General features: G+C 43.0%; 19 protein-coding genes. 8 read left to right on the top strand and 11 right to left on the bottom strand.

The features are described 5' to 3' along the window. Positions 1-57: 57 nt before the first annotated feature. Both CMAQ_RS03020 and kae1 read left to right on the top strand, forming a co-directional pair. The gene (locus CMAQ_RS03020; protein WP_012185655.1) at positions 58-276 is read left to right on the top strand and encodes a 30S ribosomal protein S27ae; all 219 of its coding nucleotides are present in this window, start codon (positions 58-60) and stop codon (positions 274-276) included. Positions 277-358: 82 nt separating this feature from the next. Then, positions 359-1,354 carry a KEOPS complex N(6)-L-threonylcarbamoyladenine synthase Kae1 gene (gene kae1, locus CMAQ_RS03015; protein WP_012185654.1) on the top strand — a complete coding sequence of 332 codons (996 nt, stop codon included), beginning with the start codon at positions 359-361 and terminating at the stop codon, positions 1,352-1,354. A 252-nt stretch (positions 1,355-1,606) separates the two neighbouring features. Here the strand turns inward: kae1 and CMAQ_RS03010 are convergent, their stop codons facing one another. Beyond that, positions 1,607-1,873, bottom strand: a complete 267-nt coding sequence (locus CMAQ_RS03010) for a hypothetical protein (protein ID WP_012185653.1) — start codon at positions 1,871-1,873, stop codon at positions 1,607-1,609. Positions 1,874-1,984: 111 nt separating this feature from the next. Here CMAQ_RS03010 and CMAQ_RS03005 point away from each other — a divergent pair, with 111 nt between their 5' ends. Then, positions 1,985-2,875: a sulfurtransferase gene (locus CMAQ_RS03005; protein ID WP_420805660.1), complete on the top strand. Its 891-nt coding sequence runs from the start codon at positions 1,985-1,987 to the stop codon at positions 2,873-2,875. A 177-nt stretch (positions 2,876-3,052) separates the two neighbouring features. Here CMAQ_RS03005 and CMAQ_RS03000 read toward each other — a convergent pair whose 3' ends face one another. The 6 genes from CMAQ_RS03000 to CMAQ_RS02975 all read right to left on the bottom strand — a co-directional run bounded on the left by CMAQ_RS03000 (position 3,053) and on the right by CMAQ_RS02975 (position 9,134). Then, positions 3,053-3,370 carry a TA0938 family protein gene (locus tag CMAQ_RS03000; RefSeq protein ID WP_012185651.1) on the bottom strand — a complete coding sequence of 106 codons (318 nt, stop codon included), beginning with the start codon at positions 3,368-3,370 and terminating at the stop codon, positions 3,053-3,055. Beyond that, positions 3,367-4,275, bottom strand: coding sequence for a thiaminase II/PqqC family protein (locus tag CMAQ_RS02995; RefSeq protein WP_012185650.1), 909 nt, complete (start codon positions 4,273-4,275; stop codon positions 3,367-3,369). The genes CMAQ_RS03000 and CMAQ_RS02995 overlap by 4 nt, the downstream gene beginning before the upstream one ends. A gap of 153 nt (positions 4,276-4,428) precedes the next feature. Then, on the bottom strand, positions 4,429-6,507 hold the full coding sequence (locus tag CMAQ_RS02990) for a thioredoxin domain-containing protein (protein ID WP_012185649.1): 2,079 nt from the start codon (positions 6,505-6,507) through the stop codon (positions 4,429-4,431). Between the two features lie 62 nt (positions 6,508-6,569). Next, positions 6,570-7,325, bottom strand: a complete 756-nt coding sequence (locus CMAQ_RS02985) for a sulfurtransferase (protein WP_012185648.1) — start codon at positions 7,323-7,325, stop codon at positions 6,570-6,572. A gap of 2 nt (positions 7,326-7,327) precedes the next feature. Beyond that, on the bottom strand, positions 7,328-7,867 hold the full coding sequence (locus tag CMAQ_RS02980) for an OsmC family protein (RefSeq protein ID WP_012185647.1): 540 nt from the start codon (positions 7,865-7,867) through the stop codon (positions 7,328-7,330). 100 nt (positions 7,868-7,967) lie between these two features. After that, a complete protein-coding gene (locus CMAQ_RS02975; RefSeq protein WP_012185646.1) occupies positions 7,968-9,134 on the bottom strand; it encodes a cobalamin-independent methionine synthase II family protein in 1,167 nt (388 codons plus the stop codon). A 96-nt stretch (positions 9,135-9,230) separates the two neighbouring features. Here CMAQ_RS02975 and CMAQ_RS02970 point away from each other — a divergent pair, with 96 nt between their 5' ends. The 3 genes from CMAQ_RS02970 to CMAQ_RS02960 all read left to right on the top strand — a co-directional run bounded on the left by CMAQ_RS02970 (position 9,231) and on the right by CMAQ_RS02960 (position 11,832). Further along, the gene (locus tag CMAQ_RS02970; protein WP_048062896.1) at positions 9,231-9,482 is read left to right on the top strand and encodes a sulfurtransferase TusA family protein; all 252 of its coding nucleotides are present in this window, start codon (positions 9,231-9,233) and stop codon (positions 9,480-9,482) included. 927 nt (positions 9,483-10,409) lie between these two features. Next, positions 10,410-10,982: a hypothetical protein gene (locus tag CMAQ_RS02965; protein ID WP_012185644.1), complete on the top strand. Its 573-nt coding sequence runs from the start codon at positions 10,410-10,412 to the stop codon at positions 10,980-10,982. A 439-nt stretch (positions 10,983-11,421) separates the two neighbouring features. Beyond that, on the top strand, positions 11,422-11,832 hold the full coding sequence (locus CMAQ_RS02960; RefSeq protein WP_012185643.1) for a translation initiation factor IF-2 subunit beta: 411 nt from the start codon (positions 11,422-11,424) through the stop codon (positions 11,830-11,832). 23 nt (positions 11,833-11,855) lie between these two features. Here CMAQ_RS02960 and CMAQ_RS02955 read toward each other — a convergent pair whose 3' ends face one another. The 3 genes from CMAQ_RS02955 to CMAQ_RS02945 are packed head-to-tail and all read right to left on the bottom strand — an operon-like array spanning position 11,856 to position 14,845. Then, entirely contained in the window at positions 11,856-12,290 is a 435-nt protein-coding gene (locus tag CMAQ_RS02955; RefSeq protein WP_012185642.1) for a metal-dependent transcriptional regulator, read from the bottom strand. Positions 12,291-12,343: 53 nt separating this feature from the next. Beyond that, a complete protein-coding gene (gene pyk, locus CMAQ_RS02950) occupies positions 12,344-13,714 on the bottom strand; it encodes a pyruvate kinase (protein ID WP_012185641.1) in 1,371 nt (456 codons plus the stop codon). 45 nt (positions 13,715-13,759) lie between these two features. Beyond that, positions 13,760-14,845, bottom strand: coding sequence for a galactokinase (locus CMAQ_RS02945; RefSeq protein WP_012185640.1), 1,086 nt, complete (start codon positions 14,843-14,845; stop codon positions 13,760-13,762). 38 nt (positions 14,846-14,883) lie between these two features. On the opposite strand from CMAQ_RS02945, the gene galT reads away from it, so the two are divergent. Together galT and CMAQ_RS02935 are read left to right on the top strand one after the other, a co-directional pair. Then, positions 14,884-15,867 (top strand): galactose-1-phosphate uridylyltransferase, encoded by a 984-nt coding sequence (gene galT, locus CMAQ_RS02940; protein WP_012185639.1) that lies wholly within the window; start codon positions 14,884-14,886, stop codon positions 15,865-15,867. A 39-nt stretch (positions 15,868-15,906) separates the two neighbouring features. Next, a complete protein-coding gene (locus CMAQ_RS02935; protein ID WP_012185638.1) occupies positions 15,907-16,536 on the top strand; it encodes an METTL5 family protein in 630 nt (209 codons plus the stop codon). Positions 16,537-16,641: 105 nt separating this feature from the next. On the opposite strand, the gene CMAQ_RS02930 is transcribed toward CMAQ_RS02935, so the two are convergent. After that, the gene (locus tag CMAQ_RS02930) at positions 16,642-16,875 is read right to left on the bottom strand and encodes a hypothetical protein (RefSeq protein WP_232203798.1); all 234 of its coding nucleotides are present in this window, start codon (positions 16,873-16,875) and stop codon (positions 16,642-16,644) included. Between the last annotated feature and the right edge of the window lie 421 nt (positions 16,876-17,296).

The raw sequence follows: 17,296 nt of genomic DNA, 5'->3' as shown, positions 1-17,296 counted from the left end.
AATGCACCAGGGTGGGCGATACATTAGACAGCTATTTTTAAAAAGGGAGGTAACCGAATGTTAAGTATGAGTAAGGCTGTTAAGGCAAGGGCACACACTTGGTATACCATAGACATGGAGAAGGGTGTGTTTAGGTTTAATAAGAGACTATGCCCTAGGTGTGGTTCAGTAATGGCTTACCACAAGGAACCAGTACCCAGGTGGCATTGCGGTAAATGCGGTTACACTATATTTGAAAGCCAAGCACCAAGACAGAGGCCGAGTAGAGGTAGGTGAAGGCTCAAATTAATGACTCTAAATCATAATAAATCCACTGGGTTGAGTGAGGATTTAAATAGAACTAGGATTCGTGAGGCTTGTGATAATTCTCGGCATTGAATCCACAGCCCACACCATAGGGGTGGGGATAGTTAATGATAATGAGGTATTGGCTAATGAGAATGAAACCTACACACCACCCCAGGGCTCAGGTATTCACCCAAGGGAGGCTGCGGATCATCACGCATTGAAGGCGTCGCATTTAGTTAAGAGGGCATTAGATAAGGCTGAGGTTAAATTAAGTGACCTTGATGCAGTGGCTTTTTCCCAGGGGCCTGGCTTAGGACCAGCATTAAGGGTTGGGGCAACTGTGGCTAGGTTCATAGCCATTAAGTACGGTAAACCCCTTGTGCCTGTCCACCATGGGGTAGCCCACATTGAGATAGCTAAAATGACCACGGGTGCCAAGGACCCATTAGTACTCTTAGTCTCAGGTGGACACACCATGGTAACCGCCTACTCAGGTGGTAGGTATAGGGTCTTTGGGGAGACAATGGATATATCAGTGGGTAATTGCCTCGACATGTTCGCCAGATTCCTTGGCCTACCTAACCCAGGTGTACCACACCTTGAGGAATGCGCCAGGAGAGGTAAGGTAATGTTAGAGTTACCCTACACTGTTAAGGGACAGGACATGTCCTTCGCAGGCCTATACACTGCAGCAGTGAAGTTGGTTAAGGAGGGGAGGAGGGTTGAGAATGTTTGCTTATCCATAGTTAACACGGCATACTACATGCTGGCTGAGGTGACTGAGAGGGCATTAGCACTACTGGGTAAGAGGGAGATAGTGATAGCCGGCGGCGTAGCCAGAAGCCCCATACTAAGAAGCATAATGGAGATCGTTGCATCAGAATACACGGCGACACTGCACGTTGTCCCCCCTGAGTATGCTGGTGATAATGGAGCTATGATTGCTTGGACTGGTTTACTGGCCTATAAAAGTGGCGTAAGCATTAGTATTGAGGATAGTGTAATTAAGCAGAGGTGGAGAATTGATGAAGTCCCAATACCCTGGATTACCAGTACGGTTTCATGAATCTAGGTGGAGTAACCTGTTCTTAAATATGCATAAACCTGAATTAATGCCTCTGAGCCCTCTCTGCATTTTAATGTTACCAGTGGGAGCTTAAACCAACTACAGAAGGAGCTAGACTTGTCATTCATTATATCAGTGACTTATCCTATTTCAATAATAATTAACCTTCATTATCTTAGCCATAAATCTACCTATGGTGTTAATGAATTTTTAAATCACCAAAACTTCGTATAACTCACTTGAATCTTCTTCCTATGGATTGAGTACGCATTTATAAATTATAAGTTCATGAAATAACTCAGTATTACTACCATTATCCGTAATGCAGAAATTCTTCATTAGGTTAACTGTGTTTTTAATAACTAAAACCCAATCATAATCATTAACAAGTACTCTTATTCCCTCATTATGATTCAATTTCTTTAACTCATCTATAATCGTGTAAATAGGATGCCTTAATCCAGTTTCACATGATTCATTCCTATCAAATTTAACAGTCTTTGTAATATTAATGGCCATAGGTGCTTTTCACAGCGTGTTTTAAAATATTTTTTATACATGAAATTTCTGCAATCTCGTGTATAATATGCTTTTTACAAGACGTTTATTAAAATCTATTAGCTTAGGCTAATTATGAGCTATGCGCATCCCGAGGTGCTTGTGGATACTGAGTGGATGAGGAAGCACTTAAATGACCCAAAGGTTAGAGTTGTGGAGGTTGACTATGATCCGAACACCGCATACTTTGCATGGCACTTGCCGGGTGCTGCATTATTGACATGGAAGGATCATATTAGGCATCCAGTGAGAAGGGATTTCGTTGAACCTGATCAATTCGCAAAGTACATGGAGGAGAGGGGCATATCTAATGATACTACTGTTATACTTTACGGTGACTATAATAACTGGTTCGCAGCCTACGCCTTCTGGCTCTTCAAGGTTTATGGACATGAGGACGTTAGGTTACTGAATGGTGGGCGTACCAAGTGGGCTAAGGAGAATGGGCCCACATGCAGTGGTCACCAGGAGCCGCATTATTACAAGGATGTTGGGGCCAGGTACACGGTTAAGAAGGTTGACTGGGGTGGACATAGGGTTTACCTATGGGAGATATTGAATAGACTCAACAAGGGTGAGATTGGTAAAAGTCTAGCGCTTGTCGATGTTAGGTCGCCTAGAGAGTACACTGGTGAGATAACGGCACCACCAGAATACCCTAATGAGCATGCTCAGGTGGGTGGGCACATACCAGGTGCCATCAATATTCCCTGGAGCCTAGCCGTGAACCCAGACACTGGTGAGTTTAAACCCGTTGAGGAATTAAGGAGACTTTACAGCCAGTATGGAATAACACCAGATAAGGAGGTAATAACCTACTGCAGGATTGCGGAAAGAGCCTCCCACACATGGTTCGTACTCAAGTACCTACTTGGTTACCCAGCTGTTAGGGTTTATGACGGCTCTTGGGCCGAGTGGGGTAATGCTGTTGGTGCACCAGTTAAGAAGGGTAATGAACCTTAAATTAAGGTACCTTAAAACCAAATTAATCATTTTCCCTTCCCCTTCTCAAATCTATTTAGTTATATTTAACCTTTACCTTACTGAACATGTTCCACCTACCTAATGATCATCCTTAGGTTCCTTCATGTAATTAGGTAGCTTAATAAGATTGTTTTAAACTTAACTTAATCATAATGCTTACAGTTCATTGAATATAGTTATGTCTGCATCATCGTTAAACTTAACGTAAAACTTAAACTGCTCATTACCATGCATTGCTACACCTGTCCTACCCTTATAGTAGTTGCCGACCATGGTTAACTTATCAATCCTACTCCAACCTGTCCTTCTCTTAATCTCATTAATAATATTCTTAAAGCCCTTTGCGCATAAGTCACAGCAGAAGAAGAGTTTCTCTCCATCAACCTCATCATAGTACTCACCCCAAGTGGCACCGCAGAGCGCGCATCCAGTCTCCTTAGTACCTACTTGCCTACCATTGACCTCGATTATCATTGCGTAATCACCTTAATAAGCCCAGGATCAATCATCATAGCCCTCTGTAAACGGGCCCATAGGTAATTATGCAGTGCATCAAGGGATTCAAGCACTGTTACTTGAACCTCCTCAATAAGGTTCATTTCACCAGCATACTTCTCAACCAGCTCCAATGCCTCGCCAGCGTGATGTTCATCAGCCTCATAACCCTCCCTAAGGAACTCCTTAACAGCATCAGGGTACTCTGGGGATGATAGTATCGCCTCATTGAAGTAATGCATCCTAGCCCCATACTTACGTAGACTCTTATCCGCGGCAAGCTCAAGACTATGCATTGCAGCCATGGTTTCAACCCACGTCCTCTCGTTGGCTATTCTACGCCATACGTTAATGGAATCCAATGTTGCCTTCAATGGTGGTGTGGATAGTATTTCAGCCCTGCTCATGCCTAGGGATTCACCCATTCTAATAAGCAGCTCGTAGTGTGATGGCCTATTGCGGTAACCGAGGAATTCCACAGACATATTCTCAAGCTCATACCTAACCACATCATCCTTATCAGTCTTAGCCACTATGGTAGCTAGGACCCTAACCCAATTTCTAAGGAAGTGTTGATGCTCCAATACGTAGCCCAGGAGCACTGCCCTATTAGGCTTCTGCATAGCTACCATGAAGGGGTGAGGATTATCGCCGTAGAATCTTTTGATGAAAATATCCCTAATCCATGAACCAAGTCCATTACCAATCCTGAATAAGTCCCTTAACCTAACGCTTAACTCATCAATGCTTAATTCCCTAGATGAAATATTCCTATTCAACCACATCACATGAGCTGCATCATTAACTTTAGTCATTTCGTTAAAATGAGCTGCAACATCACTCCAATCATTAAACCTAACCCTACAGATGGGGCATAATGGCATGACGCATATGCCTCAAGCTTATATTTAAGCCCTGCTTAAATAACATTATTTACAGCAAGTCTGCGAAAGCTTTATTAATTAAATTCCAAGATCACTTTAAATATTATTGAAGACTAGCTTTAGCTAATGCAGTAGAGTATCGTATTGTTGATTTTACCGGTTCATATACCTATTAACCATGAATGTCTCTATAACTTGCCTTAGCGATTCCGGTTTCTCTATTGGCATGGAGCATGCCGTGTATGCGCATACAAAGGCCAGTGGCCTACTTAACCTTCTCTGCTCCCGAACCATGTAACTGATAGTTTGGTCACCTGTAAACTCGTTAACATAATCCCTTGTTAACGGTATTACTAGTTTACCGGGTCTGAATGTTGATAAGGCTATCTTCCATAGGCTTAGGAATGCCTCATCATCCCTAGAGTCGCCAATAATAATAACCTTCGGTGGTTCAGCTAAATACCTCCATAGGGTTATGAAGTAGGATGCTGCTGATCTACCGTACCTGGTTGCCAATGGGTATAGTGACTTTACAGCCTTATCCAAGGAATCACCCTTAATCAGCCCTAACCTCGCCATATCCTGTAATCCCATTATGGCTAGGGCGTTGGGGCTCCAGTTAGGTGTATCGAATATTGGCTTAACCCTCATACCTATTGGTGAATCATTAGACAGCTTAGTGTCGTAGAATCCCCCATCCTTTGCCTCGAAGTTATTTATTAAACCCTCGGCTAATTCCCTTGCGAAGGATAAGTACTTAACCTCACCCGTGTGGCTAAAGGCCTGTATTGATGCTATTAAGGTGTATGCGTAGTCGTCCAGACTCCCCATGTAAAGGGGCCCGGACCTGAAGCCTCTACGTAACTCACCATTAATGTAAAGCTTACTCATTATGTAATCTACGGTCTTCACTGCGTAACTTAGCGTTCCTGGATTTACGTAATCGTGATACTCCATCAGTGCCAGAGCTGCTGCAGAGGACCAATTAGTGTATACTGTCCTATCAATCCTAGGCTTAGGCCTTTTACTCCTGGCCTGCCGCAACTTACTGATGGCGCTCCTCAAAACCTCCTCAGCTCTGTTAGGCTCTATACCGGCGAGTCTCGCCGCTTCAGTAAGGCTCATGGCCACATGGAGCACGGCCTTCTCCCCACTATCCTTAAATCTATAGACTCCAAGGTATCTGTAGATAAGTTCAAACTCCTCGTTACTCAATAAACTGCGTAATTCATCAATACTCCACCTATAGTAGCCACCTTCGTCACTTGGGTCCACGTCCGCGTCCTGGCTTGCATAGAAGCCGCCCTCCGGGTTCCAAAGCTCACTCGTTAAGTAACTGGTGATGCCCATGGCTGCATTTCTTAAATCAACATCACCAGTTACCGCGTATGCCTCAGCGTAGTTAGCCAGTAACTCTGCGTTATCAATCAGTAGCTTCTCGAAATGAGGTATAAGCCATTCCCTATCCACTGAGTACCTATGGAATCCACCACCAAGTTGATCATAAACACCCCCATAGTACATTCTCCTCAAAGTGTATGTAACCAGTTTCACTAGGTGTTCATCACCGTGGTAACCCATATGCAGTAGTAGTGTGTGGAAAGTGGGCTGCGGGAACTTGGGCATGGTGCCAAAGCCGCCGTATTCATCATCATGAAGACTCACTATATCATTAATCACAGACTCCAGGGAATCCCATGAGGGTTCACTGGGTGTTGCTGACTCCTCTTGACTCAATGCCTCCCTAACCTGCCTAACAGCTTCAGCAACTTCACTGGACTTAAACCTAAGTGCATTAAGGGTGGCATTAAGCACCTTAACCATTCCGGGAAGCCCAGCCTTATCCCTTGGTGGTAGGTATGTGGCTGCGTATAGTGGATCGCCGTTTGGCGTCAGTATCACTGTTAATGGCCAACCACCCTGACCACTGATGAGCATGGCGATTTCCTGAAGCCTCCTATCCACATCAGGTTTCTCATCTCTATCAACCTTAATTGGTATGAAGTAGTTATTAAGCAACTCCGCAACCTCAGGATCAGAGTATGTTTCCTCATCCATAACGTGACACCAGTGGCACCAACCAGCACCTACATCAATCAATATGGGCTTACCCTCATGCCTAGCCTTCTCAAAGGCTTCACTGCACCAACCCCACCATTTAACTGGGCTACTTAAGGCATCCGTAATGTATGGTGAAGCACTACCTCTAAGGCACCTTACCTCCTCATTCATAATTCAACTTACCACTTCTGTATAATAAACCATCCGTGCTTATTATAATTAAGTGAAGAGTATTAGCCACTAACTACAGGTAGATTTGGATTAGAACCCCACTCCATGTAACCCTTTTCATAAAGCCTAACCTTATAGTTAAAGTGCCTAAGCACGGAGTATACCACCGATGCCCTCAAGCCATAGTCACAGTAGACGATAATCTCCTTATCCCTACTAAGCCCTAAATCCACAATCCTGTATCCATCAGGGTCCAGTAATTCAAGCCATGGGATATTGACTGCATTAGGTATGTGACCAGGTCTCGGCACCTCAGGGTTACCTCCTATGAATTCCTCGGGGCTCCTAGCATCTATGATTAGGGCACTGTTTAATGTAGAGAGCACGTATTCAGCAGTGGCCCTAACTCCCTCATTGGGTCTGCACTTAAAATTACCCTCATGGGTGGCCTTCTCCAATTTATAGGATAATTGCCCACCTGAATTGGCATAGGTACTGAAGAACTCCCTGACCAGGAATACTTTATCATGACCACAGTAATCAAGGGTCCATGCAAGTCTAGCCCCTAATTGCCCATCATACTCATCATATATGAGTATGGGCTTATCCTCATCAATACCCCATTGTTTAAATACTGCATTCAATTCACCAATAGGTTTAATGGCTCCCGTTATTACATCCATAATCCTACTAACCTGAGCGTTAACTGCTCCAGGTATGTGGCCCTTACTCATGTAGTCAATGTATGGTCTTGCGTCAAGTAGCAAATAATCCTCAACAGCATCCTTAATTTGATTTAGGTTTATTATTCTTATCATGTTTACACTTCATTGATTACCTTTACATCGGTGATTAGGTTAACGGTGTTGGTTAGTGTATTGCCTACTGGTGATGTTTTCACTGTGTATTCCCATAGCTCCTTCACAATGTTTTCTGGGGCGTCTGTGTTTATGTAGGCCTTAACCCTTATCTCCCTATACCCTGGATGACCCTCATTACTTAATCCTAGGAATACTAGGACATTGTTTAAATCACCCTCAAGGGCTATCTCCAAGTCATTAACCCTCACACCCCTCTTAGTTGCATTAAGTATAAAGCCTATGGTTAAACAAGCACCCAATGCGGCTAGAATGTACTCAGTAGGTTTTGGTGCCTTCCCTGAACCACCTAGGGAATCTGGTTCATCAAACTCCACTGTGAAGTTCCTAACATAAGCCTTAACCCTAAACCCACCCAACCACCTAGTCCTAGCCACCCAAGTACTAGTCTGCTTAACCATGGATGGATTCCTAGATATCTCATCCACAATCCTCCTCAACGCATCCAAATCAAGCCCATTAAACCCCACCACCTGAACCATAACAACACTAATACGTAGCTAGTAGAAATACACAATTATGAATGCATTAAATGCATTGTTAAATATTTCAGGTTTAAGATTTAAATGAAGAACTCTTACTCTACTTGCCCGTAAACTCTTGCCTCAGTTTCTTGGCTGCATTAACCATAATTCTCAGCTTCCTATAGGCAATCTCCGAATTAACCAGTGGAACCTCTGCAAAGGTTCCGAAACCGCAGTCTGGGTTTAACCACACCTTACCTGCATCCTGGAACTTAATGACTCTTTTAACCCTTTCAATTACAAAATCCTCGCTTTCCACAACATCACTCCTAGGATTAACGACGCCAAGGCCAATCTCCTTCTCATTGGCGTAATCCCTTAAAACATCCACGTCACCAGCCCTTGGTGTTGAGAATTCAAGAACCAACTGCTTTACCTTAGTTTCCATGAGGTATGGTAACAATGGCCTATAGTCACCGCTTAATAAAGCCTTCTCATTCTTAGTCCAATTACCCCTACACACGTGGATACCTAATCTAACACCATCAATACCCTTAATGGTCTCGTTTATCAAGTTTACAGCGAACTCCAACTCCTCGGTTGGATCCATTCTAGCAGCAAGCACTGCACACATGAATGTTGAGCCAACACCATACTTGCCGTAAAGCACCTCCATTAGTGTTGGTTCATCCAGTTGAATGAAATCCACGCCTAAATCCCTAAGCCTAATAATCTCTTCCCTAAGTATCTTAGTAATATCCTTGGCTAAATCATACCTAGTTGGGTAAACTCCCCCTGACAATGCCTTAACCCACATGGATCTCGTGAGTAAGTACGGTCCCGGTATAGTCACTTTAATACGACTTCTAGTATGCTCCTTGAGGAACAATGCTTCATCTGAGACAAGGGGCCTCTTTAAACTCACCTTATCCACAGCCACCGGGTTCCTTATTGAAGTAGATGGCACGTCCTGGGCCCTTAGCACGTTCTCAAACATCTCCTTATTCTCAACGTAATCCAGTAACTCTGCTGCACTCATTAACTTAACACCATTAAGCTTATCAACGACGAATGAGTAGAAGTTGTCGCGTCTCTGTTCACCATCAGTAATCACATCAATACCAGCATCCTCCTGGTACTTAATGGCAAGAAGCACAGCCTCATCGGCGATCTTATTAAAATCATCAATGCTTAACTCACCCTTATTCCTGCGTTTAAGCGCATCCAATAACCACCTTGGCCTCGGCCAACTACCTACTACTGATGTTGCAAATAAATCACTCATAGGTTGCTCAGTGAATTATAAGGTATTAAGCTAATCCCTAAATGTATTTTATAACTTCAGTAGAATGTTTTTCAATATTATTATAGTCTAGTGGTTATGGTTGAGCTTCGGAGAAGTAGTAGTGGTAGGTATGAGCTAGATTTAAGAGGTTACGCATGTCCATACCCAGTATTATTCACTAGGAAGTATTTTACGCAATTAAGTAGAGGCGATGAGGTGGAAATACTTATAGATAATCCACTAAGCTGTGAAACAGTTCCAGCAGCCGTAGAGGAGCTTAATGGTGAAGTAATCAGTATTGAACCTATAGGTAATGGAACCTATAGAATAGTAGCCAGGAAGCAGTAATGAGAATGATATAGTTTCACCGTAAAATGGCTAATATTTAGCAGGTAAGGGCATAAACCTAGGGCCAAAGGGATTAGTTATCGGTTATAAATTGGTATGAATAAATCATTTTAATGGATAATACCTATGATCCACGTAGTGGATCCATTAATTACCTTCTTAATCTTAAATCCAGGTTTCGTCAATTCCATTATATTGAGTATTTTGTTGATGTTTTCATTAACTGTAACCCAGTCCCTTAAGTAAATCTCTAATTGATGAGCCAGTGCTTAAACCCTTAACTAGTGATGAAGCCGTTTCATAACCCAAGATTAGTGATAGTAATATTATTAATGCTGCAGAGGATTCTGGCTTGCCCCATCATAACCTTAACATTAGGCTTCCTACTACTTACCACCAGTCTCACTAATGAGCCTTATTTGACCTACCGCGTTACGATTCACTAGTTGTATACTCATACTTATCTTAATTCGGTAATCTTGTCATCTGATGAATTCATAGGTGAATCCATAATAGTATCAATAATTATTGACCAAAGAAGATGATGAGCCTTGCTCCTTCTAGGGATGGAGCTTTTAAGCTCTAGGTTCATTCTACATATTCCTGAATCCTAGGGATGCGAGAGCGAGGGTAACTCCTCATGAAACAATGAGGATGCAAGCGGTAAACCATAAACCACCTAAAGAAAACAAGTAGAAACATTAAACTCTATGTATCCATCCAATGCACTGCTCATTAATTTTCCGAAGGCCCTCATTATAGCATTAGCCATGTCTATACTCAACAAACCCAGCTTAACACTGATCTGAGCTAAGCATACTTAATGAGTCCCCATGATTCATGGGAATTAATAACCGGAAATTAGGCTGCATCCACTATTAACACTGCCATAAAGAGTTAAATACATGGTTCTAGGGGCGTTGGGATATGGCTTTATTAGTCATATCACCTGCAACAACCCTAGTCACAGTGATACTACTAGGCGCATCCCATGCAGTGGAGCCTGACCACATAGCAACCTTAAGGCTACTGAAGGATGAAAGGGAATACTTACTCTTTGGTTTATCTCACGGTATTGGCTTCATATTGATATCAATACCCCTGGTACTCATCATTGCAATGAATAAGGAATTGGAATTAATAGGAAACCTAGTGGGTATGGCATTCGCGGCGGCACTACTAATTGGTGAACTCATGAATAAGGAATTAGAGATCGGTGTTAAGGGATCCATGAGCTCTGGGATAATTCAAGGTGCATTAGCAATAACACCAACTAAGGTTCTAGTGGCAGTGATGGCGGCTGAGGTAGGATTAATCACTGGAATGGTTTATATAGTACTATTCATAGCAGTATCATCAATGTTTATATTCATCATAGGGCTAACCTTGGATAAACTGGCCCAAGTGTTGATGAAGCATGATGTTTCCAAACCCATGAACATAGCCATAGCGGTAATCGCCCTAGCAATAATGACTACGCATATTGTAAACATGGTATAAAGCCTTAAATTCCCTTTATAAATGCATTAATGGTATGATGATACATTGCAGTGCTGAAGAGTGAGTGAAACTGACCTGCGCTGATTACGAATCCTGCATCATTCCCTAATTAACCAGCTAAGCCTTAATAATAGCCCCTTGCTAACCAAGTTTACTGCTACTAGTATTATTACTGATGATTCTTAACGGCTCTTAAGGATACGACCATAATTTCAGCAGGAAGCCGTAGGCAATGCACTCCATGGGGATATGGTATGTAATGATTTCCCAGTAAAATTGACTAATAAGGTTTCTTACTCATAGTCGTAAACGAACTGTTTAAGGAATAGTAAGCTAATAATGATTGACGCAGCCTATATTAAGGAGGTATGTATGGTAAGGTAACTGATAATTAAGTGATTCCTATACACTTATAAGTGGGTACTGTGGGGTTGGGTTAATGTCGGTTGATCCAACTTACCTTAAGCTACTTGAGAGGGCTTACAAGATAGTGACACCTAAGGTTGAGAGGAGGAGGGAGATACCTAAGCTTAGTGTTGAAATTGAACCCAGGAGGACTATGATTAGGAACTTTAAGGATATAGCCGATAGGTTGAATAGGGATGTTACGCATATGGCTAGGTTCTTCATTAAGGAATTAGCTGTACCAGGTAATGTTGACTCTAATGGATCCCTAGTAATCTATGCTGAACGCACTCCAAGAACCCTTGAGGCGGTTTACGATAGGTACATTAAACTTTACGTAACATGCCCGGTCTGCGGCTCCATAGATACATACCTTGTTAAAGAGGATAGAATATACGTACTTGTCTGCACAGCCTGTGGAGCCAGGACTCCTAGAAGGGCCTAGGATTATTTATCGCTGAAGTGGATTTAATTATGGGTATTCACCGCCCTTAATGCCGTGTCCTCGAAGGTTATGGGTTTACCATGTGGGCAGGAGCTTGGCTTACCCATGTTCTCGTAAAGCTTCCTGAGGACTTCAATAGGCATTGTTGTCTCCATTTTAGACGCAAGCCTGCAAGCCTCCTCAACACTGAAGCCTAGGCTAACAAGCCAGGTTTCAATTATCCTGTGACTATTATCAACCAACTCAAGGAGCAGCTTACCGTCACTTGTTAGGCAGACTCCATCAGGGTTCTTAGTTACGAAGCCCTTTGAGGCTAAGTGGTTAATCTCCTCATAGACGCTTGAGGCTGATCTACCTAACTTCCTTGATAATGATGTTATTGATATTGGTGAACCCTCACCATTAATTGCCCTTAAATACTCAAGCTCCTTCACGGTAACCTCCCCTAGGTCAACCATGTGTTAAGCATAGTGGGGGTGTTTAAATAACTTAAGCCTTAATTAACCATGAATTAGGCCCTAATTAACTTAATCACATGCTCATACTCGCTTACATTTGGTCTAAGGCCGTAGGTTAATACCACTAAGTCACCGTGCTTTATTAAACCCTCCTTAATGTATTCGTTTAAGGTATCCACCATACCCTTATCGTAGTCTTGGTCATTAATGACCCTAGACTCAACACCCCAAAGCAACTTAAGCCTACGGAACACTGCCTCACTCGGTGTACCAGCCAGTATCTGTACCCTAGGCCTATATCTGGAAAGCCTAACCGCTGTTAAGCCGCTTTTAGTGAAGACGACTATCTTAGCACCTATGCTATCAGCTAACTCAGCTACCCCTAGGGCAAACCTCATTCTCTCATCAAAAACAGATGAATCAGCCCTAAAGCCTGGGGTTACTTGATCCTCGTAATTACTAACTATCCTCCTAAGCCACTCAACAGCCTCAACTGGGTAATTACCCATTGTTGTTTCATCGGTTAGAAGAAGTGAATCAACACCCTGAAGCACACTAGTCATGATGTCAACAACCTCCGCCCTGGTGGGTACCGGGTTATTAACCATGGATTCAAGGAGCTGCGTAGCCACCATTACCGGTTTACCGCAGGAGTGGGCTGCTGTAATTATCTTCTCCTGAATCTTAGGAACCTCCTCTAGGTTAAACACCATGCCTAAGTCACCCCTAGCCACCATGACGTAATCCGCATTGCAGGCTATATCCTTTATACTCCTTATGGCACTGGCTGTCTCAACCTTAACAATAATCATTGGTGAATAATTAAGGCTCCTTAAATACTCCCTAGTGCTCTCAATATCCTCAACACTCCTAACGTGGCTTAACCCAAGGTACTCTAGGTTGTACTTGGCGGCAACCTTAATGGCCTCCTTATCCCTATCACCAAGTATGGGGAGTGGGTAATCCTTATTCATAATTGTTATTGACTTATGCGTCCTAATTATGCCGTTTGTTAAGGCAACTACAGTAACCTCATTACTACCTTTACCAGTCACCTCAAGCCTTATCCTACCATCATCCATTATTATTACATCACCCTTATCAACAATATCGAAGAACTCCTTAACAGGTACTGGTACGTAACCCTTACCCTCATTAGCCAGTTTAAATGTTAAGGAGTCACCCTTACTGAAGGGTAGGTCAACCATTTCACCGGTCCTTACCCCTGGTCCCGGTAAGTCACCGAGTATGGGGATGCTTGGGTTAATTCTTCTAATTAACTCAATCCTACTTACCCAGGTGTTTAAGTCACCGTGGGAGAAGTTAACCCTTGCTCCATCAATTAACTTAATTAGTTTCCCAGCAACCTCAGGCTTCTCTGATGAGGGTCCAATTGTGGCCATTATCTTAACTTTACCAACCATACGACACCTTGCCTTAACCCCCTTTTAAATAAATCACGTTAATATTTATGACACGCCTTGATCAATTGATACAACCCAACCCCTCCACTTACTTTTAATGGAGTCAAGGATCCTCTCAGCCTCCTTCCTATCCTCAGCTAAGGCCACTATTGAACCCCCCATGCCTGCGCCACTTATCTTAGACCCTAATGCGCCATTGAGGTCGAGGACCCTCTTAATCTCCTCAAGCTCCGGTATACTGACTTCATATAGGTCCCTAAGTAACCTATGCTGCTCATTCATGATTTCACCTAAAACCCTCCTATCCGGTTTACTCTTCCTCAACTCAACTATAGCCTTCTTTGTTGACTCATTCATGAGTATTGTGAATTCAAGTCTCCTCCTATGCACGTCACTCAGTGTGTTTAAGTAATCCTTAGCCGCTGCGGCTAACCAATCCCAATCAATCTCATCAAGTGGCTTATTTAATTTATCCCAATGACTCCTCGGTATGGACTCCTTAAGCATACTGAGGGCCTCCCTAAGCTCCCTCTGCCTAACCGTGTGCACATTCATTGTACTATGCCTAACCCCTGAGTCAACAACAATGAAGTCAAGGCCCTTAACACCCAGTTCCTCAACCCTGTAGGGTGGCCTAGTCTCTAGTATTATTAGGCCTCCATATGATGAGGAGTATTGGTCAAGTCTACCACAGGGTATGCCCATTACATTGTGCTCAGCCTCATAGGCCAATTCAGCAATATCCCTTTTAGATAAGCCTAAGCCGTAAGCCTTATTGAACCAGTTCACCACTGAAACCAGTAATGCAGCACTGCTGGCTAACCCTGAACCCACGGGTACACTGCTTCTTATTGTTAACTCGGCACCACCTATGAAGTAACCGTGCATTGATAAAGCCTTCAATGCGGCTAATACGTAACTGCTCCATTGCCCAACCTTCAATTCATCACTCATCCTTAACTCAACCTCCTCATTCATGTTAATTGACTTAACCTTAATAACATCACCCATCCTCAACTCCCCCTCAACAGTAGTCCTTAGATCCACTGCAGCTGGAACCACAGGTAACCCCTTATAGTCCTGGTGAGTGTTGAATAGATCCACCCTGCCTGGGGCTGATGAAACTATCATTGATAATGCATTTAACTAGCCTTAATAAGCACTAACCCATGGCAATGGAACTTAGGTATAATCCATTAATAGGGGAGTGGATAATGGTATCCAGCGTTAGGGAGGCTAGGCCATGGCAACCCAGTGACCGTTGCCCATTTGATGAAGGTAATGAGGAGACTGGGGTGGGTTGGCGCTTCCTAATACTGCCCAATAAATTCCCCATGCTTTCACCCAATGCCCCAAAGGTACGTGGTGTCAATGGCTTTAAGGCGAAGCGTTCCCTAGGCTACTGCATGGTTATTGTTGAGTCACCTAAGCATGATCTTAAGGATCTCCATGAAATACCCCTAGATGACTTAACCCTAGTGATGAAGGGTGTTAGGGATCAGATGATTAAACTTGAGGGCACTGGCTTCGTTAAGTACATTTACTTCTTCAGGAATAAGGGTAAGGAGATAGGGGTATCCTTAACCCACCCGCATAGTCAAATGTATGCCTTACCCTACATACCCCTGAGGATTAGGCTTGAGTTAAGGAACATGAGGAGGCACATGAGGAGGACGGGTAAGTGCCTACTATGCAGTATACTTGATGAGGAGGTTAAGCTTGGGGAAAGGGTGCTTTACACTAATGGTGAATTCTACGTAGTGAAGCCTTACTACTCCATGTGGCCTTATGAGATTCACGTAATACCTAGAAGGCATGTTCAGAAGATGACTCAATTAACTGATGATGAGTTAGTTAAATTAGCTGATGCCCTCAGGGTAACCACGGCGATGCTTGATAACGTGTTGGGTAGGGATATGCCCTACATAATGGCCTTCCACCAAGGCCCGGTTAAGAATGATGAATCCTACCACATGCATGTTGAATTCTACCCAATGCTTAGGGATGCCAGTAAGCTTAAGTATGCTGCTGGTGTTGAATGGGGATTATGGACCTTTACCTATGATTCACTACCTGAGGATAAGGCTAGGGAATTAAGGGAAACCTGCCGTAAAGTCGCCCCAATCCTTAACCCACTGGGTAACTGCACTTAAATCCGTAGTTTAATTAACTATTCAACGTGATAAGCATTAATGCTTAAGGGGAGTTACATTAGGGGGAAGAGGGAGCTTGAGGCTATTATACAGGGTATAGGAGGATATAGTAGGCCTAAGCTTAAGCTGGAGCAGTACGTCACCGATGCCGACGTGGTGGCTGAGGTTGCTTGGTTAGCCTACCTTAAGGGTGATGTTGCTGGGAGAAGAGTTATTGATCCAGTCTGCGGTACAGGTAGATTCTCAGCGGCTGCTGCATTACTTGGTTCAACCCAAGTCGTATGCTCTGATATTGATGAGGATGCGGTAAGGGACGCCTACAGGTACTTGAGTGAATTAAGCTTACTTAATACTGTTGATTTTGCAGTTATGGACTTCACAAGGCCAGCTCTCGCAAAGCCGCTGGATACCGTATTCCAGAATCCACCCTTCGGTATATGGAGTCCAAGAGGAACTGATATTAAGCTACTCATGGCTTCACTTAACTTATCTAAGGTAACCTACAGTATACATAAGGAGGGTACTGAGGATTACGTTATTAAGGTGGTTAAGTCATTGGGCAGAAGCATTGAGGTTGCACGCGGGTTTAGGTTAAGTATACCATACACCTATAGGCATCATAGGAAGCCGAGGAGAGTCATTGAGGTTTACGTAATTAGGGTTACGTGAGGCGATTAATTGATAATGTGGCTGAATCAATAATGCTTCACTCGATGAATTACCCACTATTTCTCACGGCTTATATTTAGGTAAGCCCCCATGTAGTATTAAAGATTAGGCCTCAGGGGAACCCTTGAGCGAAGCAATGTATGAGTCGCAATTCTTCCTGTATTGGCAGAAGGAGCAGGCCTGTGGATTCTCCCCAATGAGCCTCCTCCTTAGGAAGATACAGTTCTTAACGTAATACGTGGGGAAGCATCTTCTACAGATAACTACATTACCCTTAATGTAGATGACCTCACTAAAGGGAACCTCAAATCCACATAAACTACACTTAAACAACTTCACAAGGGGAATACACTGGAGGCTCCTATTAATGTTTTAACATATTGCGGTATTGAATTGAGTAAGGTAATGTACTCCATGCATAATGATACTGAGTTGAAGCTAATATTCCCCCATAAGGTTTAATAACCTCATTATTAATCATGGATTATGCCAGGCTTCTCATCATCTAAGGTAATGCTAAGTTATGATTGCTATGAGCCGCGTAATTATGAATGGAGGTTAAAGCCAGTGATGACTTAAGTAGTTTTCATTATTGATGTGAAATAATTAATAAATATTTACAGTAATGGTTAAGGCGCATGGTATACCTTAAGAACCTATCATTAAGGTTAATGATTCCCAAGATACATGGTAAGCCACTTAATAAGGGTGATTACTTACGTTAACCCAATTACTTAGATTCACATCCTACGCCGCAGTA

It is taken from the genome of Caldivirga maquilingensis IC-167 (genome assembly GCF_000018305.1).
Classification (GTDB): Archaea; Thermoproteota; Thermoprotei; order Thermoproteales; family Thermocladiaceae; genus Caldivirga; species Caldivirga maquilingensis.
Note: the sequence above shows the minus strand (reverse complement) of the source record. Positions and strands in the feature narration are given on the sequence as shown.